This window comes from Pseudomonas sp. ERMR1:02 (genome assembly GCF_002277815.1).
Classification (GTDB): domain Bacteria; phylum Pseudomonadota; class Gammaproteobacteria; order Pseudomonadales; family Pseudomonadaceae; genus Aquipseudomonas.
The window spans coordinates 256,783-282,854 of record NZ_NKJI01000006.1 but is presented as its reverse complement, the minus strand read 5'-3'; the positions used below and the strand labels follow the sequence as shown (position 1 = coordinate 282,854).

The window sequence follows — 26,072 nt, the reverse complement described above, 5'->3', positions numbered from 1 at the left end:
TAGAAAGTAAGGAGCTTCACCCATGAAACTGAGCAGCACCGCAATATTGGCCCTGGCCATCAGCAGCGTAACCGCCACGGCTTACGCAGAAACCCAAAGCCAGGCGTATACCCCGGTTACCGTGAATGAAAAAAGCGCCCAGGGCGAAGCCACCGGCTTCCTCGAAGGCCAGTCGATCAGCGGCACTACCCGTAACTGGTACGCCAACGAACAACTGAAGCGCGGCGGCAACTTCACCTACAAGAAAGACGGCGTATCGACCCCGACTGACCGTCGCATCAACTGGGTTCAGGGCACGATCGTCAAGTACAACTCGGGCTTCACCGAAGGCACTGTCGGTTTCAGCACTGAAGTGGCGGCCTACAACGCCATCGCCCTGGATCGTGACCGCAAGGACCTGGCTTCCAACAACGGTGGCGCACCTGGCACTCGACCAGGCGCGGGCAACAACCGGACCCTGACCAAAGAAGGCGGTGACGCTCAAGGCCAGTGGAGCAAACTGGGCCTGGCCAACGTCAAGGCTCGCGTTTCCAATACCACACTGACCGCTGGCCGCATGAACTTCAGCAGCCCGATGGTCGATGTCATAGGCAACCGTGCGCTGCCTTCGAGCTTCGAGGGTGTGGCGATCCACAGCGAAGAGCTGAACAACCTGGCATTCGACCTGGCCACCTTCGATCGCAACTCCCCGCGTACCGAAGAAAGCCAGCGCAAATTCCGCACCGAATACGCCAACGGAATCGTTGAGACCGACCACGTCTACACCGGCGGTATCACCTACACCCCGTTCGCCAGCCTGACCACCAGCCTTTGGGCGACCCAGGCCGAAGACATCTGGAACCAGTACTACTTCGGCGCCACCCACGTACTGGGCGACAGCCAGGTGCTGAGCTTGACCTCCGGCCTGAACTACTACAAAACCAAGGAACAAGGTAAGGCGCTGATTGGCGACATCGACAACGACACCTACTCCCTGTCGTTCGGCCTGACTCACCAGGCTCACAGCCTGACCTTCTCGTATCAGGAAGTGAACGGTAACGAGTACTTCGACTACCTGCACGAAACCAACGGCATCTACCTGGCCAACTCCCTGCTGTCGGACTTCAACGGCCCGAACGAGAAATCCTTCCAGGTTGCCTACGGTCTGAACATGGCCGAATACGGCGTCCCAGGCCTGAAGTTCAACATTTACCAGGCGCGTGGCTGGGGATCGACGGTACTCACTACACCGGCAACGGCGGTGTGGCCGGCAAGGGTTATGACGGTATCCAGTCGCAGGATGGCGAAACCCATTACGAATACGGTATCGGTGCTACCTACGCCCTACAGAGCGGCCCGCTCAAGGCCACTACTGTTCGTGCGACCTACACCGCTCACCGTGCCAGTGAAAACCAGGCTGACGGCAGCATCAACGAGTTCCGTCTCGTGACCACTGTTCCGTTCAACATTCTGTAATGCACCGGCCGCATGGCTGATTCAGTGATGAATCGGCCGTGCGGCATTAGTCCTTCTAACCGATTGCAGAGGGTTCTCGATGAAAATGCTTCCCCTACGTGCGGCCATCGCGGCCGCGTTGCTGAGTGTCGCGGTTGGTGTATCGGCCAAACCCCTGGTGGTTTGTACCGAAAACAGCCCCGAAGGCTTCGACATGGTCCAGTACACGACTGCAGTCACAGCCGATGCTGTGGCCGAAACCATCTTCAATCGCCTGGCGGACTTCAAGCCTGGTACCACTGAGGTGATTCCGGCACTGGCCGAATCCTGGGACATCAGCGAAGACGGTCTCACCTACACGTTCCACCTGCGTAAAGGCGTCAAGTTTCACTCCACCGAATACTTCAAGCCGACCCGCGACATGAATGCCGACGACGTGGTCTGGAGCTTCCAGCGTCAGCTGGACCCGAACCATCCATGGCATAAACTATCGAGCGTAGGCTTCCCGTACTTTGAAAGCATGGGCTTCAAAGAACTGCTGAAAAACGTCGAGAAAGTCGACGAAAATACGGTCAAATTCACCCTGACCCGCCGCGAAGCGCCGTTTCTGGCCGACATCGCCATGGCGTTCTCCTCGATCTACTCCGCCGAGTACGCCGACCAGCTGATCAAGGCCAACAAGACCGGCGACCTGAACAACAAGCCGATCGGCACCGGTCCATTCGTCTTCCAGCGTTACAACAAGGACGCCCAGGTTCGCTTCAAGGCCAACCCGGACTACTTCCGCGGCAAGCCACCGGCTGACTCGTTGATCCTGGCCATCGCCACCGATAACAATGTGCGCCTGCAAAAGCTCAAGGCTAACGAGTGCCAGGTGGCGCTGTATCCGAAGCCGGATGACATCCCGAGCATCAAGAAAGACACCAAACTGAAGGTCGACGAACTGAACGCGATGACCGTCGCGTATATCGCTATCAACACCCAGCACAAATACCTGAGTGACGTGCGGGTACGTAAAGCCATCGACATCGCCTTCGACAAGGAAGCGGCCGTCAACGCCCTGTTCGGCAAAGGCAATGCGACCGCGGCGGTCAACCCATTCCCGGACACCCTCCTGGGCTACAACCACGACTTGAAAAACCCGACCCGCGACCTGGACAAGGCTCGCGCCCTGCTCAAGGAAGCCGGCGTACCGGAAGGCACAGTATTCACCCTGTTCACCCGCAATGGCGGTGGTGCGACCAACCCGAACCCGATGCTCGGCGCGCAGATGATGCAAGCCGACCTGGCCAAGGTCGGGATCAAGATCGACATCCGCGTCATGGAATGGGGCGAAATGCTCAAACGCGCCAAAAACGGCGAGCACGATATGGTTTCCGCCGGATGGGCGGGCGATAACGGCGACCCGGATAACTTCCTGACGCCTATGCTCAGTTGCGAGGCCGCGAAGAACGGCGAAAACTATGCACGTTGGTGCAATGACAAATTCCAGGCCCTGATCGACCAGGCCCGTGAAAAAACCGACCCGGCCGAACGTGCAGCACTGTACGAACAGGCTCAGGTTATTTTTAACCAGGACCAGCCATGGATCAGCCTGGCGCACACTAGAATGTTTACCGCAATGCGCAACAACGTAGAGGGCTATCACATTAGCCCCCTCACCACGAATAACTTCGCCACCACCCAGGTGAAGTAAATAAGAAAACTCCCGGCATCCCTGACCCAGGCATGCCGGGCACGCCTAACCGGCTGATGAGGTACACCACACGATGTTTAGTTTTATTGCCCGCCGACTGGGGTTACTGATCCCCACGTTCTTCGGCATCACCTTGCTGACTTTCGCGTTGATTCGCATGATTCCCGGTGACCCCGTGGAAGTGATGATGGGCGAACGTCGGGTCGACCCCGAGATGCATGCACAGGCAATGGAACGCCTTGGTCTGAACAAACCTCTATACGCCCAGTACCTGGATTACATCGGCAAACTGGCCCACGGCGATCTCGGGGAATCCCTGCGTACCCGTGAAAGCGTCTGGCACGAGTTCACGTCCCTATTCCCCGCGACCCTGGAACTGTCCATGGCCGCCCTATTGTTCGCCGGCGTCCTGGGCCTGCTGGCCGGGGTGATCGCGGCACTCAAGCGAGGATCCCTGTTCGACCACGGGGTGATGGGTATCTCCTTGGCGGGATACTCGATGCCGATCTTCTGGTGGGGCCTGATCCTGATCATGTTCTTCTCGGTGTCCCTGGGCTGGACCCCAGTGTCCGGGCGGATCGACCTGTTGTACGACATCGAGCCACGCACCGGTTTCATGCTCATCGATACACTGCTGGCCGATGACGTCGGGGCATTCTTCGACGCCCTGCACCACCTGATCCTGCCAGCCATCGTGCTCGGCACCATCCCGCTGGCGGTGATTGCGCGGATGACCCGTTCCTCGATGCTCGAAGTGTTGCGTGAGGACTACATCCGTACCGCCAAGGCCAAGGGTCTGTCGCCATCTCGAGTGGTGTTCGTGCACGGTCTGCGTAACGCGCTGATTCCGGTATTGACCGTGGTCGGCCTGCAAGTCGGCACCCTGCTGGCCGGTGCGGTCCTGACCGAAACCATCTTCTCCTGGCCGGGCATCGGCAAATGGCTGATCGAAGCCATTGGCGCCCGGGACTACCCGGTTGTGCAAAACGGCATCCTGCTAATCGCCTGCCTGGTGATTGTGGTCAACTTCGTAGTGGACATCCTCTACGGCTTTGCCAACCCACGCATCCGTCATCAGCGCTGAGGTCAATACCCATGAGCACTCCAACATCCTCAGTAGCCACCGCCACCACCGCCGTGGATCAAAGCCTGCTGTACCCCTCGCCGTACAAAGAATTCTGGCAAGCGTTTTCCAAGAACAAGGGCGCCGTTGCCGGCCTGTTGTTCATGCTGCTGGTGATTTTTTGCGCCATTTTCGCCCCGTGGGTCGCGCCACATGACCCGAGCGAGCAGTACCGCGAATTCCTGCTGACCCCTCCAGCCTGGCTGGAAGGCGGGCAACTGCAGTTCCTGCTGGGTACCGATGAACTGGGTCGTGACTTGTTGTCGCGTCTGATCAACGGTTCGCGCCTGTCGCTGCTGATCGGCTTGTCGTCGGTCGTCATGTCGCTGATCCCGGGGATTCTGCTGGGTCTGTTCGCCGGGTTCTTCCCGCGCGTGGTCGGCCCGACCATCATGCGCCTGATGGACATCATGCTGGCCCTGCCGTCCTTGCTGCTGGCCGTGGCGATTGTCGCCATCCTCGGCCCTGGCCTGATCAACACCATCATCGCCATCGCCGTGGTTTCGTTGCCGTCCTATGTTCGTCTGACCCGCGCCGCGGTGATGGGCGAATTGAACCGCGACTACGTAACCGCCGCACGCCTGGCCGGTGCCACTCTGCCACGCCTGATGTTCGTCACTGTGCTGCCCAACTGCATGGCGCCACTGATCGTTCAGGCGACCTTGAGCTTCTCTTCGGCGATTCTCGATGCCGCGGCTCTGGGCTTCCTCGGCCTTGGCGTACAACCGCCGACCCCTGAATGGGGCACCATGCTGGCTTCGGCCCGTGACTACATCGAACGCGCCTGGTGGGTAGTCAGCCTGCCTGGTTTGACCATTTTGCTCAGCGTGCTGGCAATCAACTTGATGGGCGACGGCCTGCGCGATGCGCTGGACCCGAAACTCAAGAACGCCGCCTGAGGAGATTCAAATGTCACTGTTAGAAATCAAGAATCTCAGCGTTCGCTTCGGCGACGCCAATGCTGTTCCGGTGGTCGACGGCCTCGACATTTCCGTGGACAAGGGCGAAGTCCTGGCCATCGTCGGCGAATCGGGTTCCGGCAAGTCCGTGACCATGATGGCGCTGATGGGCCTGATCGAGCATCCGGGGATCGTCACCGCCGACGCGCTGAATTTCGACGGCAAGAACATGCTCAAGCTCAACAACCGTCAGCGTCGCAAAATCGTCGGCAAAGACCTGGCTATGGTCTTCCAGGACCCGATGACCGCGCTGAACCCGAGCTACACCGTGGGCTTCCAGATCGAAGAAGTGCTGCGCCTGCACCTGAAAATGTCCAGCAAGGCCGCTCGCAAGCGCGCCATCGAACTGCTGGAAAAAGTTGAAATCCCGGGCGCGGCCAGCCGTATGGACGCCTACCCTCATCAACTGTCCGGTGGCATGAGTCAGCGTGTCGCGATCGCCATGGCAATTGCCGGCGAGCCGAAACTGCTGATTGCCGACGAACCGACCACCGCCCTCGACGTGACCATTCAGGCGCAGATCATGGACCTGCTGCTGGCGTTGCAGAAAGAGCAGAACATGGGCCTGGTGCTGATTACCCACGACCTCGCGGTCGTGGCCGAAACCGCTCAACGCGTGTGCGTGATGTACGCCGGTCAAGCCGTCGAAGTCGGCCAGGTGCCGCAATTGTTCGATATCCCGGCACACCCCTACAGCGAAGCGCTGCTCAAGGCGATTCCGGAACACAGCCTGGGCGCCTCACGCCTGTCGACCCTGCCGGGCATCGTGCCTGGTCGCTACGACCGTCCGCAGGGCTGCCTGCTGTCGCCGCGCTGCCCGTACGTGCAGGACAACTGCCGCACGCAGCGTCCGGCCCTTGACCCGAAAAGCAACAGCCTCGCCCGCTGCTTCTACCCGCTGAACCAGGAGGTGGCGTAATGGCCGTCGTTCTTACCGCCCGCGACTTGACCCGTCACTACGAAGTGTCCCGTGGCATGTTCAAGGGACACGCCACCGTACGCGCCCTTAACGGTGTGTCGTTCGAGCTGGAAGCCGGCAAGACCCTCGCCGTTGTAGGTGAGTCGGGCTGCGGCAAGTCTACCCTGGCCCGCGCCCTGACCCTGATCGAAGAGCCGTCCTCAGGCTCCTTGAAAATCGCCGGCCAGGAAGTGACCGGCGCCGACAAGGCCCAGCGCAAGCAACTGCGCAAAGACGTGCAGATGGTGTTCCAGAGCCCGTACGCCTCGTTGAATCCTCGGCAGAAAGTCGGTGATCAGCTGGCCGAGCCATTGCTGATCAACACCAGCCTGAGCGCTTCGGAACGTCGCGAGAAAGTGCAGGCGATGATGAAGCAGGTGGGTTTGCGCCCTGAGCACTATCAGCGTTATCCGCACATGTTCTCCGGCGGTCAGCGCCAACGGATCGCCCTCGCCCGGGCGATGATGCTGCAACCCAAAGTGCTGGTGGCGGACGAACCGACCTCGGCATTGGACGTATCGATCCAGGCGCAGGTGCTGAACCTGTTCATGGATTTGCAGCAGGAGTTCAATACCGCCTACGTGTTCATCTCCCACAACCTGGCCGTGGTGCAACACGTTGCCGATGACGTGATGGTGATGTACCTCGGCCGCCCGGTGGAAATGGGCCCGAAGAACGACATCTACGCCCGTCCTCTGCACCCGTACACCCAGGCGTTGCTGTCAGCCACACCTACCATCCACCCGGACCCGAACAAGCCGAAAATCAAGATCGTCGGCGAGTTGCCCAACCCGCTGAACCCGCCGTCCGGCTGCGCGTTCCACAAGCGCTGCCCGTACGCTACCGAGCGTTGCAGCACTGAAGAGCCGGCCCTGCGCCTGCTCGACAACCGCCAGGTGGCTTGCCACTACGCCGAGCAATTCCTCGACGGCGCGGCATGACAGTGATTTGAAAAAACCTGTGGGAGCGGGCTTGCCCGCGATGGCGTCGTATCAGCGAACTCATATATCGACTGACACACCGCTATCGCGGGCAAGCCCGCTCCCACAGGAATCGTGTTGCATGCTGAGAAAGTGTTGACCAAACCTCTTCCACTCCGATTGCGCATCAGCCGGGGTAGAAGGGGTTTTCTTTTGCCTGCGATTTATGTCTGGCTGTCGCCTTCATCCTCGTCATCTGAATCCGGCTCGTCAGTGGTCGAATCATCGTCACCCTTGCTGCCACCCTGATCCTGGTCGCCCCCCTCGGACTCGGACTTGGCCAGCATCTGATCACCCTGCACCACCTGACCGTTCGATGCCTGGATGTCGTGATTCTCGCACTCGGCCCACACCGCCGAACTGCCGAGGGACAACATCACCACCACCTTTAACAGCAATAAGACACGTAACAACTTGTTCATAGCCGAATCCATCCTTCGCGGGTGAAACACAAATGCCTGGCTGGCGCTGAATGAAATTTAGTTCCGATCAGCCGGGTTCTCCAGATAGGACGCTAACGAAGGGACGGAATGCGCTGGCTGCCGAGATTGGTTTTGAATAACGCCTATAACCGAAACCGCTAACATCCCGGGCTGCATTGATGATCGTTCCCACGCTCTGCGTGGTAACGCATCCTGTGACGCTCTGCGTCACGCTGTTGGGACGCGGAGCGTCCCGGGCTGCATTCCCACGCAGAGCGTGGGAACGATCATGAACCCGAACAACTCAGACAAAGGCCACTGCCATGGAACTGTCACCGACACTGCTGAAACTCGAACAACGCCTCCTGTCGCAGGCAACCCGCTGCGATGCAGAAGAAATCTCACGCCTGCTCGCTGACGACTTCATCGAGTTCGGCGCCAGTGGCGGCATCTGGACCAAGTCTGAAGTGGTCGAGCAGCTGCCTCATGAGGCGTTCACCCAGCGCACCATCAGCGAGTTCATCGCCAAACATCTGTCTGAACACACAGTCTTGGTGACTTACCGCTGTCACGCTACCGCCAATGGCCAGCGCTGCTCAGCCAACAGCTTGCGCAGTTCGATCTGGCGTAGGCAGGGCGAGCAATGGCAGATGGTTTTCCACCAGGGAACACTTCTCCCTCAGCTTTGATGATCGTTCCCACGCTCTGCGTGGTAACGCCTCCTGTGACGCTCTGCGTTACGCTTTTTGGACACGGAGCGTCCCGGGCTGCATTCCCACGCAGAGCGTGGGAACGATCAGGCAGAACTAAAAAAGCCCCGAGGCTTTCGCGTCGGGGCTTTTTGTACTTTGCAACTCAGCGCTTAGTGATGCTCACGCGTCGCACGGAATTTCACGTCCGGCCAGCGCTCTTCCATCAGCGCCAAGTTCACCCGGGTCGGGGCGAGGTAGGTCAGGTGACCGCCGCCGTCCAGCGCGAGGTTTTCCACCGCCTTGTTGGAGAATTCCTCGAGCTTCTTCTTGTCGCTGCATTCGATCCAGCGCGCAGAGTAGACCGTGATCGGCTCGTAGGAGCACTCGACCTTGTATTCCTCTTTCAAGCGGCTGGCGACCACATCGAACTGCAGCACGCCGACGGCGCCGAGGATGATGTCGTTGCTGCGCTCAGGGAAGAACACTTGGGTCGCGCCTTCTTCGGCCAGCTGTTGCAGGCCCTGGCGCAGTTGCTTGGATTTCAGCGGGTCACGCAGGCGCACGCGGCGGAACAGTTCCGGGGCGAAGTGCGGGATGCCGGTGAAGCCCAGGACTTCACCTTCGCTGAAGGTGTCGCCGATCTGGATGGTGCCGTGGTTGTGCAGACCGATGATGTCGCCGGCGAAGGCTTCTTCCAGTTGCTCACGCTCCGACGAGAAGAACGTCAAAGCGTCGCCGATGCGTACGTCCTTGCCGGTGCGTACGTGGCGCATCTTCATGCCTTTTTCGTACTTGCCGGAGCAAATGCGCATGAAGGCAATACGGTCGCGGTGTTTCGGGTCCATGTTCGCCTGGATCTTGAAGATGAAGCCCGAGAACTTCTCTTCAACCGGCTCCACGGTGCGCTCGTTCGCTACGCGCGCCAGTGGGCGCGGCGCCCAGTCGACTACGGCGTCGAGGACATGATCGACACCGAAGTTGCCCAGTGCTGTACCGAAGAACACCGGCGTCAGCTGACCGTCGAGGAATTCCTGCTGGTTGAACTCGTGGCAAGCACCCTGCACCAATTCGAGCTGCTCGATGAAACGCTCGTACTCGTCACCCAGGTGGGCGCGGGCTTCATCGGAATCGAGTTTCTCGATGATTTTTACATCGGTGCGCTCGTGGCCGTGACCGGCGGTGTAGACAATGATGTAGTCATCGGCGAGGTGATACACGCCTTTGAAATCACGGTAGCAACCGATCGGCCAGGTGATCGGCGCAGCCTTGATCTTGAGGACGGCTTCGATTTCGTCGAGCAGTTCGATCGGATCGCGAATATCACGGTCGAGTTTGTTGATGAAGCTGACGATCGGCGTGTCACGCAGACGGCAGACGTCCATCAGGGCGATGGTCCGTGGCTCTACGCCCTTACCGCCGTCGAGCACCATCAACGCCGAGTCAACCGCAGTCAGAGTGCGGTAGGTGTCTTCGGAGAAGTCTTCGTGGCCCGGGGTGTCGAGCAGGTTGATCATGTGTTCGCGATAGGGGAACTGCATGACCGACGTGGTAATCGAGATACCCCGCTGCTTTTCCATTTCCATCCAGTCGGAGGTGGCATGGCGGTCGGATTTACGAGATTTCACCGTGCCGGCCACCGCAATCGCCTTGCCCATCAGCAAGAGCTTTTCGGTGATGGTGGTTTTACCGGCATCGGGGTGGGAAATAATGGCGAAAGTGCGGCGTTTCGCGACTTCGGCGGCCTGGTTGGTCATGGGAAATCGCCTGGCAGGTGATTCAAAAAAGGGCGGCGAGTATAGCTTAAAACGTGACCTACGGACCACCATTCGCCCTGTAGCAGCTACCGAGGCACGAGGCTGCGTTCGGCGGCGCAGCCGTCGTCAAATCAGCGGTCCCGGTGCAACTGAAACACCGCAGAGCATGGTTTTACGACGGCTGCGCCGCCGAACGCAGCCTCGTGCCTCGGCAGCTGCTATGTGAAGCAAAACGCGATGCGCGGTGGCCAAATGCTGTCGATTATGGAACCTTTTAAAAGGTGGAGGCGTCCACTCCCCTGCTACGACCACTCGTCAGGGGCCGAAAAACCAGCAAGTCAGCCTGACGAGGCTGCGCTTATGGCTCGATAAGCCGTACAGATTCACCTGTAGGAGCGAGCCTGCTCGCGATGGACGTCAACGATAACGCTGGGTACCTGAATGTACGCGTTGTCTGGGCGTTTTTCGCGAGCAGGCTCGCTCCTACAGGGGAACGTGTTCGGCATGAGCTGCTTCTCGCGAACGTTTTCTTCGGCAGCCAGGAATGGCGTTGCCACACGAAGCTGCGTTCGCCGACAAAGAAAAAAAGGAGTCCGCCTGTGGCTATCCACTATGGCAAAGGGCTGATAGGAGGTGCGCTGGTAATCGCTCTCCTGGCCCTGCTGATCCACTGGATCGGCATCGATACGATCGAACACTACCGCGACGATTTGTTGTTTTACCTGCAAGCTCATCTGATCCTCGTCCTCGCATCCATGCTGGCCGCCCTTGTCGTGGGCATTCCCGCCGGCATCTTCCTCAGCCGTCCGACCCGGGTCGACCGCGCTGAACGCTTCATGCAGATCTTCAACATCGGCAACACCATTCCGCCATTGGCCGTGCTGGCCATCGCCCTGGGCATCCTCGGCATTGGCAGCGGTCCGGCGATCTTCGCCCTGTTCCTCGCCTCATTATTGCCAATCGTGCGCAACACCTATGAAGGCCTGAAAAACGTGCCCGGCTCGCTCAAGGAAGCCGCCGTCGGCATCGGCATGACCCCGCGCCAGGTGCTGTGGAAAGTCGAATTGCCGAACGCCGTGCCGATCATCATCGGTGGGGTGCGTGTGGCGCTGGCGATCAACGTCGGGACGGCGCCGCTGGCGTTCCTGATCGGCGCCAACAGTCTCGGCAGCCTGATTTTCCCCGGCATTGCCTTGAACAATCAGCCGCAACTACTACTCGGCGCGGCCTGCACTGCGCTGTTGGCCCTGTTGCTCGACGGCCTGGTGACACTGGCCAGCCGCCTCTGGCTCGAACGCGGCTTGCGCCCGTCTTAAGCCTCGGCAAAGGAATAATCATGAAGACATCAAGCTTTTTACTAGGCTGCGTCCTGCTGTTCGCAGGATTTGCCCAAGCGGCTGAAAAACCGCTGATCCGCATCGGCGCCCGGGTGTTCACCGAACAGACCCTGCTGGCGGAAATCACTTCGCAATATTTGCGCGCGAAGGGTTACGACGCCCAAGTGACCGGCGGTCTGGGCAGCAACCTCGCCCGCAGTGCCCACGAAAGCGGGCAACTGGACATGCTGTGGGAATACACCGGCGTATCGCTGGTGGCTTACAACCATGTCACTGAAAAACTCGACAGCGAACAATCCTACGCCCGGGTGAAAGAACTCGATGCGAAAAAGGGACTGGTCTGGCTCACCCCGTCGAAATTCAGCAATACCTACGCCCTCGCCCTGCCGAAAAGCGTCGCCGATCAATACCCGCAGATCAACACCATCAGCGAGCTGAACAACGTGCTGCGTGACGAGGCGAAGACCAATCATCTGGTAGCACTGGATACCGAATTCGCCAACCGTTCTGACGGTCTGGGCGGCATGGTGCAGCTGTACGACATGAACCTGACCCGCAACAACATCCGCCAGATGGACGCCGGGCTGGTTTACAGCGCGTTGCGCAACGGTCAGGTGTTTGCCGGTCTGGTCTACACCACCGACGGACGCCTCAACGCCTTCAAGCTCAAACTGCTCGAAGACGACAAGCACTACTTCCCGGACTACACCGCAGCGCCCGTGGTGCGTCAGGCGTTTCTCGATGCTCATCCCAAACTCGCCGAAGAACTCAAGCCGCTGGCCGAACTGTTCGACGACGACACCATGCGCCAGCTCAATGCACGGGTCGATGTCGACCACGAAAGCCCATCCGCCGTGGCCGCTGACTTTCTGCGCCAACACCCCATCAACTGAGGAGGAAAAGTCATGGAATTCTTGAACGTCTTTTCCCATCTCGACTGGCAGCAAGTGATGCAGCTTACCTGGCAGCACATCACGCTGGTTGGCATCGCCGTGACCCTGGCGATTGTGGTCGGCGTGCCGCTGGGCATACTGATGACCCGCTTCCCGGCGCTTGCAGGCCCCTTGCAGGCCAGCGCCACGGTACTGTTGACCGTGCCGTCGATTGCCCTGTTCGGTCTGCTGCTGCCTTTCTACTCGAAGTTCGGCCAGGGCTTGGGCCCGATGCCGGCGATCACGGCGGTATTTCTCTATTCGCTGCTGCCAATCATGCGCAACACCTACCTCGCCCTGACCAGCGTCGAACCAGGCATCCGCGAAGCCGCGCGCGGCATCGGCATGACCTTTGGCCAGCGCCTGCGCATGGTCGAACTGCCCATCGCCGTGCCGGTGATCCTCGCCGGTGTGCGCACCGCCGTAGTGATGAACATCGGCGTCATGACCATCGCCGCCACCATCGGCGCCGGTGGCCTCGGCGTGCTCATCCTCGCCTCCATCAGCCGCAGCGACATGTCGATGCTGATCGTCGGCGCTGTATTGGTCAGCCTGCTGGCCATCTTCGCCGACCTGCTTGTGCAATGGCTGCAACGCTCGCTGACCCCAAAAGGACTCCTGAAATGATCGAACTTCAAAACCTCAGCAAGACCTTCCAAAGCAACGGCAAAGACGTGAAAGCCGTGGACTCGGTAAGCCTGACCGTCAATGAAGGCGAGATCTGCGTGTTCCTCGGGCCATCGGGTTGCGGCAAGAGCACCACGTTGAAAATGATCAACCGCCTGATCAAACCCAGCTCGGGCAAGATCCTGATCAACGGCGAAGACACCACCGGTCTCGACGAAGTGACGCTGCGGCGCAACATCGGTTACGTGATCCAGCAGATCGGTCTGTTCCCGAACATGACCATCGAAGAGAACATAGTGGTCGTACCGAAGCTGCTTGGCTGGGACAAACAGAAATGCCACGACCGCGCCCGCGAACTGATGAGCATGATCAAGCTTGAGCCCAAGCAGTATCTGCACCGGTATCCGCGTGAACTGTCCGGCGGTCAGCAGCAACGGATCGGCGTGATTCGGGCGCTGGCGGCGGATGCGCCGCTGTTGCTGATGGACGAACCGTTCGGCGCGGTCGACCCGATCAACCGTGAGATGATCCAGAACGAGTTCTTCGAGATGCAGCGAGCGCTGAACAAGACCGTGATCATGGTCAGCCATGACATCGACGAAGCCATCAAGCTCGGCGACAAGATCGCCATCTTCCGCGCCGGCAAGCTCCTGCAAATCGACCATCCGGACACGCTGTTGGCGCACCCGGTAGATGACTTTGTCAGCAACTTCGTCGGCCAGGACAGCACCCTCAAGCGCCTGTTGCTGGTGAAGGCCGAAGACGCGGCGGACAACGCACCGTCCGTCAGTCCGGACACTTCGGTGGCCGAAGCGCTGGAATTGATGGATGAGCATGACCGACGTTATGTGGTGGTCACCGACGGTGAGAAAAAGGCCCAGGGTTATGTACGACGTCGCGACTTGCACCGTCAGGCTGGTACCTGCGGGCAATACCTGCGCGAGTTCAACGCCACGGCGGCGTACGACGAGCATTTGCGCATCCTGCTGTCGAGGATGTACGAGTTCAATCGTGCATGGTTGCCGGTGATGGACGCCGAACGGGTGTTTTTGGGCGAGGTTACGCAGGAATCGATTGCCGAGTATTTGAGCTCCGGTAAGTCCCGTGGGGGCAAGACCAGTATTGTTTCGCCAGCCGAGACCGCGTTGGCCTGACGGACGCCATCGCGGGCAAGCCCGCTCCCACAGGATCACCGCCGTCCTTGTGGGAGCGGGCTTGCCCGCGATTGGGGCGCCACGAATTCCCCTGAACCCCCGCTAAATATCCCTCCAACGGGAACATCACACCGTCACACAGGTCAGCTACATCACTAGTTGTCAGGGACCGCACGACGGAAGCGTGCAACAACGCGACATTTTTTGTTGATCTCAAGCCCCTCACGCCCTAAAGTTCGCGCCGAACGTCCATGCTGGAAACGATCCATCCGGCTCAAGTACTGACGACGAGACAGCAAGGCCAAGGGAAAGCACCGCTTCCCATGGCCTTTTTGCTTTCGGCGACATGCCTTGGGAAGTAGGCGAACCAAAGTGGGGATACGGAGGACGTTCATTTGCACCCATTGTTTTTACCCGTTTGCCAATAGGAGCTCCCAAGTATGTCGATCCAGGTCGAAGACTATTTCGCGCGCGAAACCTTCCAGAAAATGAAGGCGTTCGCCGACAAACAAGAAACCCCGTTCGTGGTGATCGACACCGCGATGATCAGCCAGGCCTATGACGACCTGCGCGCCGGTTTCGAATTCGCCAAAGTCTATTACGCGGTCAAGGCCAACCCGGCCGTCGAAATCATCGACCTGCTTAAAGAAAAAGGCTCGAGCTTCGACATCGCCTCGATCTACGAGCTGGATAAAGTGATGGACCGTGGCGTCAGCGCCGACCGCATCAGCTACGGCAACACCATCAAGAAATCCAAGGACATCCGCTACTTCTACGAGAAGGGCGTGCGCCTGTTCTCCACCGACTCCGAAGCCGACCTGCGCAACATCGCCAAGGCCGCGCCGGGTTCGAAAGTCTACGTGCGCATCCTGACCGAAGGCTCGACCACAGCCGACTGGCCTTTGTCGCGCAAATTCGGCTGCCAGACCGACATGGCCATGGACCTGCTGATTCTTGCCCGTGACCTGGGCCTGGTGCCTTACGGCATCTCGTTCCACGTGGGCTCGCAGCAGCGTGACATCAGTGTCTGGGACGCCGCGATCGCCAAGGTCAAAGTGATCTTCGAGCGCCTTAAAGAAGAAGACGGCATCCACCTGAAGCTGATCAACATGGGCGGCGGCTTCCCGGCCAACTACATCACCCGCACCAACAGCCTGGAAACCTACGCTGAAGAAATCATCCGTTTCCTCAAGGAAGACTTCGGTGATGACCTGCCGGAAATCATCCTGGAGCCAGGTCGTTCGTTGATCGCCAACGCCGGCATCCTGGTCAGTGAAGTGGTACTGGTCGCGCGCAAATCGCGTACCGCGGTAGAGCGTTGGGTGTACACGGACGTGGGCAAGTTCTCCGGCCTGATCGAAACCATGGACGAAGCCATCAAGTTCCCGATCTGGACCGAGAAGAACGGCGAGATGGAAGAAGTGGTCATCGCCGGCCCGACCTGCGACAGCGCCGATATCATGTACGAAAACTACAAATACGGCCTGCCGCTGAACCTGGCCATCGGTGATCGCCTGTACTGGCTGTCGACCGGTGCCTACACCACCAGCTACAGCGCAGTTGAATTCAATGGCTTCCCGCCATTGAAGTCCTTCTACGTGTAAACCACACGCAGAAATCAAAAAGCCCATGACATGTCATGGGCTTTTTTGTGCCTGCCAGATCGCCACGCCCCCCGCTGTAGGAGCGAGCACGCTCGCGATGGACACCAGAACATCGCGGGGCATCAGGCCGCCAGCGTTATCGTTGACACCCATCGCGAGCATGCTCGCTCCTACAGGGGTTTGAGTTGCTGCTCGAGTTCGGCTTGTCGCTGGACATAAGCGGGTGCCAAGGCACGAATCTTTGGATCGGTTGCGCTCAACAGCGCTTTGCTCGCCACCCGCAGGAAATTCAGATTCCCGCCGGCCAGAGCCTTGCGCAGCCAGACCAACGCCTCATCGATATTTCCTTCACCGGCCAGCACAGCTGCATAACTGAACTGCCCACGAAAATCTCCGCCGATCGCCGAACGTCGATACCAGTCGCGAGCCGCTTTTGCATCAGTCGGACAAACGCGCCCTTCTTCCAGATATCGCCCCAGCAGGTTCATCGATTTCGCATGGCCCAGTTCGGCGGCGCGCTGATAGAGACTCAGCGCCCCTGCCTGATCCTCACTCACCCCTCGCCCAGTCGCCAGCAGATTGGCGTAGTTGTACATAGCCCAGTCCAGGCCGGCTTCAGCCGCGACCCGATAATGTCCTGCGGCCACCGAAGCCTGGGTAGCACAACCCCAACCATGTTCATGACAGCGCCCAAGCATGTTGCGCGCCATCAGGTGCCCTTGTCGGGCGGCAATGGCGAACCAGCGCAGCGCCAGCGGCTGATCCTGCGCTATCCCTCGCCCGTCCAGCAGAATCTGCCCGAGCAACGCCTGAGCATCGACAACGCCTTCACGGGCCGCCATTAGAATCGCCTGGGCAGCATGCGCAGGGCTTTCATCGAGCATGGATTTGAGGCGTTCACCGTCGAGCACTTCCTCGCGGCGCAATTGAAAACTCATACCTCGACCCAGCGGCGCAACAGATTGTGGTAGGTGCCGGCCAGGCGGATCAGCGAAGGATGTTCCGGCACATCCTGGGTCAGTTGCCGGATCGCGCCGTCCATCTCGAACAACAGCGCACGCTGACTGTCTTCACGCACCAGGCTTTGGGTCCAGAAAAACGAGGCGTAACGCGCTCCTCGGGTAACCGCGTTGACCTTGTGCAAACTGGTGCCGGGGTACAGCACCATATCGCCGGCCGGCAACTTCACACGCTGGGTACCGAAGGTGTCCTGGATTTCCAGCTCGCCGCCGTCGTAATCCTCCGGCTCACTGAAAAACAGCGTCGCCGACAGATCGGTGCGCACACGCTCGATGCTGCCCTGGGGTTGACGCACGGCATTGTCGATGTGGAAGTCGAAACTGCCACCGGCCGTGTAACAGTTCAGTAACGGAGGAAAGACCTTGTGCGGCAGCGCCGCTGACATGAACTGCGGATTTTTCCACAGCCGCTCCAGCATGGCTGCGCCGATTTCCTTGGCCAGTGGATGACCTTCCGGCAATTGCAGATTGTGTTTGGCCTTGGCCGACTGATAGCCGGCGGTGATCTTGCCGTCGGCCCAATCGGCCTGTTCCAGAGCCTCGCGAATGCGCTGCACTTCTTCTTTGTCGAACAAGCCGGGAATGTGCAACAGCATGGGAAGGACGCCTGAGAACCAAGGGGCGCCAATGGTATTGATTCTTATTGCCCGTGTAAAACCCGCTAGACGAACGAAACAGCAAAAACCGTAAGGCTAAATTGTAAAGAATGTAAATTCAGTGCAAATAGCAATTTATCGCAATTGATACAAATACGTGTTTACATTATATTCCGCCGCCTCAAATCCTTGGGGAGGGGAATAAAAAATGTCACGTCAACACCCACAATTACCGGTCAGCTCACCACGTCTGCTCGCTTCTGCAATTGGCGTGGCAATCACTGCCGGCTCTGCGGGCCATATGGTTTTCGCGGCTGAAAAAACCGACGAGAAAGCGCCGAGTAACTCCATTTCGCTGGGCGCTACCGCGATCACCGGCGAAGCCCAGGACGCGACCTCCTACAACGTCGAAAAAGCCTCCTCGCCCAAATACACCGCACCACTGGTAGACACACCGCGCTCGATCACGGTCATCCCGCAACAGGTCCTGAAGGACACCGGCGCCCTGAACATGCAGGACGCGCTGCGCACCGTTCCAGGCATCACCTTCGGCGCGGGCGAAGGCGGCAACCCTCAGGGCGACCGTCCATTCATTCGCGGCTTCGATGCCCAGGGCGATACCTACCTGGACGGCGTGCGCGATACAGGTTCGCAGAGCCGCGAAATCTTCGCCGTTGAATCGATCGAAGTCAGCAAAGGCCCGAACTCGGCCATCGGCGGCCGTGGCGCGGCTGGCGGCAGCATCAACCTGGTGAGCAAGAAAGCGCACCTGGGCAACTCGTTTGATGGTGGCTTTACCTGGGGCTCGGACCAGACCCAACGCTACACCATGGACGGCAACTATCAATTCTCCGACACCGTTGCCGGCCGTCTGAACCTGTTGAGCCACGAAAGCAATGTCGCCGGTCGCGACAGTGTCGATTACGATCGCTGGGGCGTTGCGCCTTCCCTGGCTTTTGGTCTTGGCACCGACACCCGCGTCAACCTTGACTACTACCATCTGGAAAACAACGACACGCCGGACTCTGGAATTCCGTACTCGATCCCTACCGCAGGCTCGACGGCCCGTACCAAGGCCAACCCGGACAAGCCCAACGACGGCGGCGACAGCAGCAACTTCTACGGTTTGAACAACCGCGACTTCCGCAAGGGCCGTACCGATACCGCGACTATCGCCATCGAACACGACCTGAACGACGCGCTGACCGTCAAGAACACCCTGCGCCACGGCACCAACATGCAGGACTACATCCTGACCCAGCCGGACGACAGCAAAGGCAACGTCAACAATGGCAGCGTCTGGCGTCGGGCGAATACCCGTGTCAGCAACACCGAAACAACGACCAACCAGACCGATCTGTTTGGTGATGTCTACATCGCCGGCTTCAAGAACAGCTTTGCTACCGGTATCGAGTTAAGCCGTGAGGAAAGCAAAAATCCTCGTACAACGTCAACACTGACACCACACCTGGCACAGCGGCCGTAACCACCAACTGCTCGCCAGCGTTGATCGGCGCTCCGAGCGGTTACAACTGCACCTCGTTGTCCAACCCGAACCCGAACGACCCGTGGAACGGTGCCATTTCGCGGAACTACGCCGGCACCGACACCAAGGCCAACACGTATGCTCTGTATGTGTTCGACACCCTGGAGTTGTCCGAGCAGTGGCTGGTGAACATGGGGCTGCGTTATGACCACTTCGACACCGATTACAAAACCTACACAGCCGCAGGCAACACTACGTTCAAGGGCGACGATACCAGCGAGTTCGTTACTGGTCAGTTCGGCGTGGTCTACAAGCCAGCAGAAAACGGCAGCATCTATGCGTCCTACGCCACTTCCGCCACCCCACCGGGCAACGCCCTTGGTGAAGGTCAAGAAGGCAACCCGCTGGGCGGCACTCCGGATCGCAACGGCAACCTGCTGAGGAGCGCCATGGAGCCGGAAACCACCAAGAACTACGAAATCGGTACCAAGTGGGACCTGATGAATGATCGTCTGTCGCTGACTGCCGATATCTTCCGCACCGAGAAAGACAATGCTCGTGTGCAAATCGACCCCACGACGTACCAAAACGTCGGCAAAACCCGCGTTCAAGGTTTCGAACTGTCGGCCACCGGCAAGCTCACCGATAAATGGCAAGTCTTCGCCGGCTACGCCTACATGGACAGCGAGCAAGTCGATGGTGGTGACCTGCCGGCCAACAAAGCCAACGACGGCAACGAACTGCCTAACACGCCGAAAAACAGCGCCAGCCTGTGGACGACCTATCAGGTCACTCCGAAGCTGACCATCGGTGGCGGTGCGTTCTACGTCGACGACGTATTCGGTAGTGTGGCCAACACCACCATGGTCGATTCCTACGTTCGCTACGATGCGATGGCTGCCTACAAGCTAACCAAAACATCGATCTGCAACTGAACGTGCAGAACCTGACCGATGAAACCTACTACGACAAGGCCTTCTCGACTCACTTCGCCAACCAGGCGGCGGGCCGTACTGCGCTGCTGAGCACCAACTTCCACTTCTAATGGAAACGTGAACATGAAACCCCTTCTGTAGGAGCGAGCATGCTCGCGATGGTCGTCAACGATGACGCGGGAAACCTGAAACCCCGCGTCGTTCTCGAGTTCATCGCGAGCATGCTCGCTCCTACAGGAGAGCGCGAAAGCAGAGGCCCCGTTCACCCAGGTGAATGGGGCTTTTGTGTGTAAAAAAGAATGTTTCTCGAAAACCCACGGCATAATGCGCGCCGTGATGACTATTTTGAACGAACAAGGCGAGCGACGTGTTGAAGAAACCCTGTTCCAGTTGCACTGGTTTTTTGGCATCAGCGCAGGGCTCGTCCTGGCCCTGATGGGCATCACCGGGGCAACGGTTTCGTTTCAGGATGAAATCCTGTACGCGCTGAACCCTTCTGTGTTGCAGGTGCAAAAGCAGGTCGCCGGTGTGCTGCCGCCCGCCGAATTGGTGGAAAAAGTCGAAGCGCAAACGAGCTTGAAAGTCGCGATGCTCTCGGTCGACATCGATAGCGACGTAGCCGCACGTGCATTCTTCACCCCTGCGCCGGGTGAACGTCGCGGTCCCATGCGTTACTTCGACCCGTATACCGGCGAACTACTGGGCGACGCCACCGGCCAGGACTTCTTCGGCCTGATGCTGCAACTGCACCGTTTCCTCGCCATGGGCGACACCGGTCGGCAGATCACCGGCGCCTGTACGCTGATCCTGGTGTTCTTCTGCCTGTCCGGCCTGTACCTGCGCTGGCCTCGCCAGTGGAAAAGCTGGCGCGCCTGGCTGACCCTGGACTGGAAGAAAAAAGGCCGCAGCTTCAACTGGGACCTGCATTCGGTCGCCGGCACCTGGTGCCTGGTGTTTTACCTCTTGGCAGCGTTGACCGGGCTGTCCTGGTCCTACGAGTGGTACAACAAGGGCCTGACGCAACTACTCTCCGACTCGCCGCAGAACGAACGCGTTCGCGGTGGTCGTGGCCCGGCACCCAGCGGCCCGGCGCCGACGGCCGATTACTCGGCCATGTGGAGCAGCATCTATAGTGCGGCAGGTCCCGACCTGCGTTTCTACAACACCCGCATGCCACCCGTGGCCGGACAACCGGCGACTGTGTATTACCTGTTGAAAGACTCGCCCCACGACCGCGCGCTGAACCAGATTACCCTCGACCCGCTCACCGGTGAGATCAAACGGCACGACCGCTACAGCGACAAGAGCTTCAAGGCGCAGTTGCTGACCAGCATCTACGCGCTGCACGTCGGCAGTTACTTCGGCATTGGCGGGCGCATCATCCTGACGATCACCGCCCTGACCATGCCGCTGTTTTTCATAACCGGCTGGATGCTCTACCTCGATCGTCGTCGCAAAAAACGCCGGATCAAGGACGCCCGCGAAGGTCTCGCCCAACCAGGTAGCGACGTCCCGGCGTGGCTGATCGGCTTCGCCAGCCAGAGCGGTTTCGCCGAGCAACTGGCGTGGCAGACTGCCGGCCAATTGCAGGCTGCCGGTCTGCCGGTGAAAGTACAGCCGCTGGCGAGCGTCAGCGAACAGGACCTGCGTGATTCAAGCAACGCGCTGTTCGTGGTCAGCACCTTCGGCGACGGCGAAGCGCCGGACAGCGCCCGTGGTTTCGAGCGCAAAGTACTGGGCCGGACGTTGAGCCTGGAAAGCCTGAACTACGCCGTGCTCGGCCTCGGTGACCGGCAGTACCAACACTTCTGCGGTTTCGCCCGTCGCCTGCATACCTGGCTGGGCAAACACGGTGGCAAGACCCTGTTCGCCCCTGTGGAAGTCGACAGCGGAGACCCTTACGCCTTGCGTCACTGGCAACAGCAACTGGGTCTATTGACCGGCCAGGCGCCCGTGGACACCTGGCAAGCGCCAAGCTACGACAACTGGACCCTGACCCGCCGCGAATTGCTCAACCCCGACAGTAGTGGTTCGGCGGTCTACTTGCTGGGTCTCACCGCACCGACCACCAGCAGTTGGCTGGCCGGCGACCTGGTGGAAGTGTTGCCGCGCAATTGCCCATGGGCGATCGAGCATTTCCTCGAAGGTTTGGGGATTGACGGTCGGGCCACGATTGCGCTCGATGGGTTGTCGCAACCGTTGGAACAAGCCCTTGCCAGCCGACAGCTGCCCGAAAACCGCAGCCACTTGGTCGGTTTGCACGCGCAAGCGCTGCTGGATGCCCTCGTGCCACTGGCCATGCGCGAATACTCCATCGCCTCGACTGCCGCCGACGGCATCCTGGAATTGATCGTGCGCCAGGAGCAGCATGCCGATGGCAGCCTGGGCGTCGGCTCCGGCTGGCTCACGGAACACGCACCACTGGGAGGCAGCATCAGCCTGCGGGTTCGACGCAACAGCGGTTTCCACCTGCCGAACGAACCGGTGCCGATGATCCTGCTAGGCAACGGCACCGGGCTGGCCGGGCTGCGCAGTTTGCTCAAGGCGCGGATTGCCGATGGCCAACAACGTCACTGGCTGCTGTTCGGCGAGCGCAATCGGGAGCACGACTACCTGTGTCGCGACGAGCTGGAAGAGTGGTTGATTTCCGGCGATTTGCAGCGCCTGGACCTGGCGTTTTCACGGGACCAGGCACAGAAGATCTACGTACAGGATCGCCTGCGTGAATCGGCCAATGAACTGAAGAAATGGCTGGCGGAGGGTGCCGTGATCTACATCTGCGGGAGCCTGCAGGGTATGGCGGCGGGCGTGGATCAAGTGCTCAATGAAGTGCTCGGCGCCGCCGAGGTTGAGCGCCTGATCGAACAGGGCCGCTACCGCCGCGACGTTTACTGACACCCCACGCCTGATCATTCCCACGCTCCGCGTGGGAACGATCAGCATCAACGCGCGACATTAAACCGGCTGCAACTTCTGCTCAAACACCGCTACCCCATCCAGATCCCGCAATATCACGCTCAACTCCCCGCTTTGCCCGTCGATATTCACCTCGCCAAAAAACTGAAACCCGGCAAACGGTGAGGTGTTTTGCGCGGGCGGTGCTTTCTGGAACACCATCTCAGGGCCAAAGGTTTTATCCAGCGTATCCGGTCCGAAGCTGCCGGCATTCAGAGGGCCGGCGATAAACTCCCAGAACGGCTCGAAATCCTGAAACGCGGCACGGTCCGGGTGATAGTGGTGCGCCGCGCAGTAATGCACATCCGCCGTCAGGAACACGAAATTGCGCACTTGCTGCGCCCGTAAAAGCCCAGCAACTCGGCAATTTCCAATTCGCGCCCCTGGGCCGGTCCGGGGTCGCCATTGGCCACCGCTTCCCAGCGCCTCACACCGGGGCTGACCTCGCCATCCGGTGCCTCGAGCCCAATCGACATGTCGGCGGCGATGACTTTCCATTGGGCATTGGAGGCTTTCAGCGAAGCCTTCAGCCAGTCCAGTTGCTCGCGTCCAAGGAAAGGTTTGACGTCGCCCAGGTTGTCGTCATTGGCACCGCGATAACTGCGCATATCGAGCACGAATACATCGAGCATTGGCCCGTAGGCGAGCTGGCGATAAATCCGCCCGCCGCCATCGGCGATTTGCCAACGCATCGGTGCGTATTCGAGCCAGGCCTGACGCCCGCGACCCACCAGGCTGTGGATATCTTTGCTCTTGTAGCGCGCATCCAGTTGTTTGCCCGGCGACCAATTGTTCACCACCTCGTGGTCGTCCCACTGCCAGATCTGCGGCACTTCGGCGTTGAAGCGGCGGATGTTTTCGTCCATCAGGTTGTAGCGGTAATTGCCACGGAATTCATCGAGGGTTTCGGCGACTTTGCTTTTGGCCTCGCTGGTGATGTTGCGCCACACCCGGCCGCTCTCGGTGACAAGCTGCGCAGGCACGGGGTTGTCGGCGTAGATGGTGTCGCCGCTGTGGATAAAAAAATCCGGCAGACGCAGGCGCATGGCCTCGTAGATGCGCATGCCGCCAATGTCCGGATTGATGCCGAAGCCCTGACCAGCGGTATCGCCGCTCCAGACGAAACGGATGTCGCGACGGGTCTGCGGCACACTGCGCAGATGGCCGAACCAGGGCTCGCTGGCGACGCCGGTCTGGGCATCTTCAAACTGCACACGATAGAAAATCGCCTGATCGGCGGGCAGCCCGGTGAGCTCAACCCGGGCGGTGAAGTCCGTGCCGGCATCGGCCAGGGGCGAAACGAATCGACGGGGGTTGGGAAACAGACTGCGGGTATCCCACTCCACCACCATCCGCGCCGGACGATCGCAACGGCTCCAGATGATTGCGCGGTCGCCGAGCAAGTCGCCCGATTGCACGCCGTCAGTGAGCTGTGGACGATCCTTGACCGAAGCGATCACCGCTGGCGCCAGCCCCGGCAGCAACAGCCCGGCGCCTACAGCTTGTATGACTCGACGGCGGCCGAGGTCAAATTCGCTCATGGTGTTCTCGACCTCTGTAGGAGCGAGCATGCTCGCGAAAGATCCATAGGCACCGCTGGGCATCTGGTTCAACGCGTTATCGTTCACGACCATCGCGAGCAAGCTCGCTCCTACAGGGGATCGGTGTCAGGCCTCGGCTGGTTCCAACGCCAACTCAACCGTCTCAGGCCGCTTGACCAGCGCATACACCACCGCTGTCAGTAAACTCCCCGCCACAATCGCCAGCAATACGGCAGCGTATGATTGATCGCATTCGGAATCATCATCACGAACAACCCGCCGTGGGGCGCCATCAACTTGCAGCCAAAATACATCGACAACGCACCGGTCAGAGCACCGCCGGCGATGCTCGCCGGGATTACCCGCAGCGGGTCCTTGGCGGCAAACGGAATCGCGCCCTCGGAGATAAAACACAAGCCCAGTACCAGCGCTGCTTTACCGGCCTCGCGTTCGGTCTGGGCGAACTTGCGCCGGGCGATGAACGTGGCAATCCCCAGGCCAATCGGTGGCACCATACCCGCCGCCATGGTCGCCGCCATCGGTGCGTAACTCTGCGACGCCAACAGCCCGACAGAGAACGCATACGCCGCCTTGTTGATCGGCCCGCCGAGGTCGACGCACATCATCCCGCCCAGCAGCACACCCAGCAGAATCGCGTTGGTGGTGCCCATGCTGTCGAGGAAATGCGTGAGCCCTTCGAGCATCCCGGCCACCGGTTTGCCGACCACGTAGATCATCACCAGACCGGTGAACAAACTGGCCAGCAACGGGATGATCAGGATCGGCTTCAGCGCCTCAAGGCTTTGCGGCAACCGCGCATAACGATTGATCGCCTGGGCCGCGTAACCGGCGATAAAACCGGCAATGATCCCGCCGATAAAACCGGCGCCCAGGGTGCTTGCCAACAGACCGCCAATCATCCCTGGCGCCAGGCCCGGACGATCGGCAATCGAGTAGGCGATGTAGCCCGCCAGCAATGGCACCATCAGCTTGAACGCCGTGTCGCCACCGATCTGCATCAGCGCCGCCGCGAGCGTGCCGGGTTCCTTGAACGCAGTGATGCCGAACACGAACGACAAGGCGATCATCAGACCGCCCGCCACCACCATCGGCAACATGAACGACACACCGGTCAGCAGATGTTTGTAGACCCCGGTCTTCTCTTGCTTGACTGGCCCTTTGGTACCGGTCGAGGCGCTTTCCTGCTTGCCTTCGGCCAGCGCTTTATTCAGCGTCGCTTCTGCCTGCTTGAGGGCAATGCCGGTGCCGCAGCGGTAAATCTTCTTGCCGGCGAAACGCTCGGTGGCGACTTCGATATCCGCCGCCAGCAGCACCACATCGGCATCGGCAATCGCTTGTGCGCTGAGGGGATTACGCGCGCCGACTGAGCCTTGGGTTTCCACCTGCAGGTCGTAGCCCAGGCGCTTGGCCGCTTGCTGCAAGGCTTCGGCTGCCATGAACGTGTGGGCGACGCCGGTCGGGCACGCGGTGATCGCGACCAGACGCGGGGCATTTTTGGCGACGGCAACAGGCTCGACGGCGGCCTCAGGCGCAAGATAAGTCCGAGCCTCTTCGGCGCCACGTCGCAGCACCGCTTCCACATCCTGCAGGGCTTGCGCCGGGGTGCTCTGGAAGACTCGCTTGCCAACAAATCGCGACATATCCACCGGTGCGCTTGTCACCAGCAACACCCACTCGGCCGCTTCGATAGTGACCGCCGACAATTGTCTTTCGGGATGCAGCACATCGCTGATTTCGACGCTGGTGCTCCAGCCCTGACGCTGGGCCGCGGCATCAAGCAAGCGTGCGCACAGCACACTGGTGACCATGCCGTTCGGGCAGGCAGTAACAATGGCTAACTTCATGAC

The 26,072-nt window shown here is 59.8% G+C and carries 17 protein-coding genes and 4 pseudogenes; 14 read left to right on the top strand and 7 right to left on the bottom strand.

Going from position 1 to position 26,072, the window contains the following annotated elements:
- The first annotated feature begins 22 nt into the window (after positions 1-22).
- From CES87_RS14095 to CES87_RS14070, 6 genes and pseudogenes are all read left to right on the top strand, one after another.
- Positions 23-1,455: pseudogene (locus CES87_RS14095) on the top strand (OprD family porin).
- Between the two features lie 79 nt (positions 1,456-1,534).
- A complete protein-coding gene (locus CES87_RS14090; protein WP_128606581.1) occupies positions 1,535-3,130 on the top strand; it encodes an ABC transporter substrate-binding protein in 1,596 nt (531 codons plus the stop codon).
- A 73-nt stretch (positions 3,131-3,203) separates the two neighbouring features.
- Entirely contained in the window at positions 3,204-4,214 is a 1,011-nt protein-coding gene (locus CES87_RS14085; RefSeq protein WP_128606580.1) for an ABC transporter permease subunit, read from the top strand.
- Between the two features lie 11 nt (positions 4,215-4,225).
- Positions 4,226-5,152, top strand: a complete 927-nt coding sequence (locus tag CES87_RS14080) for an ABC transporter permease subunit (RefSeq protein ID WP_128606579.1) — start codon at positions 4,226-4,228, stop codon at positions 5,150-5,152.
- Between the two features lie 10 nt (positions 5,153-5,162).
- The gene (locus CES87_RS14075; RefSeq protein ID WP_128606578.1) at positions 5,163-6,131 is read left to right on the top strand and encodes an ABC transporter ATP-binding protein; all 969 of its coding nucleotides are present in this window, start codon (positions 5,163-5,165) and stop codon (positions 6,129-6,131) included.
- Entirely contained in the window at positions 6,131-7,111 is a 981-nt protein-coding gene (locus CES87_RS14070; RefSeq protein ID WP_128606577.1) for a peptide ABC transporter ATP-binding protein, read from the top strand. The genes CES87_RS14075 and CES87_RS14070 overlap by 1 nt, the downstream gene beginning before the upstream one ends.
- A 203-nt stretch (positions 7,112-7,314) precedes the next feature.
- Here the strand turns inward: CES87_RS14070 and CES87_RS14060 are convergent, their stop codons facing one another.
- Positions 7,315-7,572 carry a hypothetical protein gene (locus CES87_RS14060; protein WP_128606576.1) on the bottom strand — a complete coding sequence of 86 codons (258 nt, stop codon included), beginning with the start codon at positions 7,570-7,572 and terminating at the stop codon, positions 7,315-7,317.
- 323 nt (positions 7,573-7,895) lie between these two features.
- Between CES87_RS14060 and CES87_RS14055 the strand changes: the two genes are divergently transcribed.
- Positions 7,896-8,261, top strand: coding sequence for a DUF4440 domain-containing protein (locus CES87_RS14055; protein ID WP_128606575.1), 366 nt, complete (start codon positions 7,896-7,898; stop codon positions 8,259-8,261).
- Positions 8,262-8,434: 173 nt separating this feature from the next.
- On the opposite strand, the gene CES87_RS14050 is transcribed toward CES87_RS14055, so the two are convergent.
- Positions 8,435-10,018, bottom strand: coding sequence for a peptide chain release factor 3 (locus CES87_RS14050; protein WP_128606574.1), 1,584 nt, complete (start codon positions 10,016-10,018; stop codon positions 8,435-8,437).
- 599 nt (positions 10,019-10,617) lie between these two features.
- Here CES87_RS14050 and CES87_RS14045 point away from each other — a divergent pair.
- The 5 genes from CES87_RS14045 (at position 10,618) to CES87_RS14025 (ending at position 15,672) form a co-directional block, all read left to right on the top strand.
- Entirely contained in the window at positions 10,618-11,334 is a 717-nt protein-coding gene (locus CES87_RS14045) for an ABC transporter permease (protein ID WP_128606573.1), read from the top strand.
- 20 nt (positions 11,335-11,354) lie between these two features.
- Positions 11,355-12,248, top strand: a complete 894-nt coding sequence (locus CES87_RS14040; RefSeq protein WP_128606572.1) for a glycine betaine ABC transporter substrate-binding protein — start codon at positions 11,355-11,357, stop codon at positions 12,246-12,248.
- Between the two features lie 12 nt (positions 12,249-12,260).
- The gene (locus tag CES87_RS14035; protein ID WP_128606571.1) at positions 12,261-12,914 is read left to right on the top strand and encodes an ABC transporter permease; all 654 of its coding nucleotides are present in this window, start codon (positions 12,261-12,263) and stop codon (positions 12,912-12,914) included.
- A complete protein-coding gene (locus CES87_RS14030; protein WP_128606570.1) occupies positions 12,911-14,068 on the top strand; it encodes a betaine/proline/choline family ABC transporter ATP-binding protein in 1,158 nt (385 codons plus the stop codon). Before CES87_RS14035 ends, CES87_RS14030 begins: the two co-directional genes overlap by 4 nt.
- Positions 14,069-14,508: 440 nt before the next feature.
- Positions 14,509-15,672: a type III PLP-dependent enzyme gene (locus CES87_RS14025; protein WP_128606569.1), complete on the top strand. Its 1,164-nt coding sequence runs from the start codon at positions 14,509-14,511 to the stop codon at positions 15,670-15,672.
- A 33-nt stretch (positions 15,673-15,705) separates the two neighbouring features.
- On the opposite strand, the gene CES87_RS33105 is transcribed toward CES87_RS14025, so the two are convergent.
- From CES87_RS33105 to CES87_RS14015, 3 genes are read right to left on the bottom strand one after another with little or no spacing between them, the layout of a single operon-like run.
- Complete coding sequence (locus CES87_RS33105; RefSeq protein WP_256590917.1) at positions 15,706-15,834, bottom strand: hypothetical protein; 129 nt, start codon at positions 15,832-15,834, stop codon at positions 15,706-15,708.
- A gap of 8 nt (positions 15,835-15,842) precedes the next feature.
- Positions 15,843-16,610 (bottom strand): tetratricopeptide repeat protein, encoded by a 768-nt coding sequence (locus CES87_RS14020; protein ID WP_128606568.1) that lies wholly within the window; start codon positions 16,608-16,610, stop codon positions 15,843-15,845.
- Positions 16,607-17,287, bottom strand: a complete 681-nt coding sequence (locus CES87_RS14015; RefSeq protein ID WP_128606567.1) for a Fe2+-dependent dioxygenase — start codon at positions 17,285-17,287, stop codon at positions 16,607-16,609. The genes CES87_RS14020 and CES87_RS14015 overlap by 4 nt, the downstream gene beginning before the upstream one ends.
- A 208-nt stretch (positions 17,288-17,495) precedes the next feature.
- Between CES87_RS14015 and CES87_RS14010 the strand changes: the two are divergent.
- Both CES87_RS14010 and CES87_RS14005 read left to right on the top strand, forming a co-directional pair.
- Positions 17,496-19,818 (top strand): annotated as a pseudogene (locus CES87_RS14010) (TonB-dependent receptor).
- A 226-nt stretch (positions 19,819-20,044) separates the two neighbouring features.
- Positions 20,045-22,603 carry a sulfite reductase flavoprotein subunit alpha gene (locus CES87_RS14005; RefSeq protein ID WP_128606566.1) on the top strand — a complete coding sequence of 853 codons (2,559 nt, stop codon included), beginning with the start codon at positions 20,045-20,047 and terminating at the stop codon, positions 22,601-22,603.
- Positions 22,604-22,663: 60 nt separating this feature from the next.
- On the opposite strand, the pseudogene CES87_RS14000 reads toward CES87_RS14005, so the two are convergent.
- Positions 22,664-24,204: pseudogene (locus CES87_RS14000) on the bottom strand (alkaline phosphatase).
- A 126-nt stretch (positions 24,205-24,330) separates the two neighbouring features.
- Positions 24,331-26,069, bottom strand: a pseudogene (locus CES87_RS13995) (PTS fructose-like transporter subunit IIB).
- Positions 26,070-26,072 lie beyond the last annotated feature (3 nt).

What these genes read in the sequence shown, in the direction of transcription:
- CES87_RS14055 (WP_128606575.1), top strand. Translation starts at nt 7,896, where the DNA reads ATGGAACTGTCACCGACACTGCTGAAACTCGAACAACGCCTCCTGTCG.
- CES87_RS14080 (WP_128606579.1), top strand. Translation starts at nt 4,226, where the DNA reads ATGAGCACTCCAACATCCTCAGTAGCCACCGCCACCACCGCCGTGGAT.
- CES87_RS14015 (WP_128606567.1), bottom strand. Translation starts at nt 17,287, where the DNA reads ATGCTGTTGCACATTCCCGGCTTGTTCGACAAAGAAGAAGTGCAGCGC.
- CES87_RS14070 (WP_128606577.1), top strand. Translation starts at nt 6,131, where the DNA reads ATGGCCGTCGTTCTTACCGCCCGCGACTTGACCCGTCACTACGAAGTG.
- CES87_RS14085 (WP_128606580.1), top strand. Translation starts at nt 3,204, where the DNA reads ATGTTTAGTTTTATTGCCCGCCGACTGGGGTTACTGATCCCCACGTTC.
- CES87_RS14005 (WP_128606566.1), top strand. Translation starts at nt 20,045, where the DNA reads ATGACTATTTTGAACGAACAAGGCGAGCGACGTGTTGAAGAAACCCTG.
- CES87_RS14090 (WP_128606581.1), top strand. Translation starts at nt 1,535, where the DNA reads ATGAAAATGCTTCCCCTACGTGCGGCCATCGCGGCCGCGTTGCTGAGT.
- CES87_RS14050 (WP_128606574.1), bottom strand. Translation starts at nt 10,018, where the DNA reads ATGACCAACCAGGCCGCCGAAGTCGCGAAACGCCGCACTTTCGCCATT.
- CES87_RS33105 (WP_256590917.1), bottom strand. Translation starts at nt 15,834, where the DNA reads ATGCTCGCGATGGGTGTCAACGATAACGCTGGCGGCCTGATGCCCCGC.
- CES87_RS14040 (WP_128606572.1), top strand. Translation starts at nt 11,355, where the DNA reads ATGAAGACATCAAGCTTTTTACTAGGCTGCGTCCTGCTGTTCGCAGGA.
- CES87_RS14035 (WP_128606571.1), top strand. Translation starts at nt 12,261, where the DNA reads ATGGAATTCTTGAACGTCTTTTCCCATCTCGACTGGCAGCAAGTGATG.
- CES87_RS14025 (WP_128606569.1), top strand. Translation starts at nt 14,509, where the DNA reads ATGTCGATCCAGGTCGAAGACTATTTCGCGCGCGAAACCTTCCAGAAA.
- CES87_RS14020 (WP_128606568.1), bottom strand. Translation starts at nt 16,610, where the DNA reads ATGAGTTTTCAATTGCGCCGCGAGGAAGTGCTCGACGGTGAACGCCTC.
- CES87_RS14030 (WP_128606570.1), top strand. Translation starts at nt 12,911, where the DNA reads ATGATCGAACTTCAAAACCTCAGCAAGACCTTCCAAAGCAACGGCAAA.
- CES87_RS14060 (WP_128606576.1), bottom strand. Translation starts at nt 7,572, where the DNA reads ATGAACAAGTTGTTACGTGTCTTATTGCTGTTAAAGGTGGTGGTGATG.
- CES87_RS14075 (WP_128606578.1), top strand. Translation starts at nt 5,163, where the DNA reads ATGTCACTGTTAGAAATCAAGAATCTCAGCGTTCGCTTCGGCGACGCC.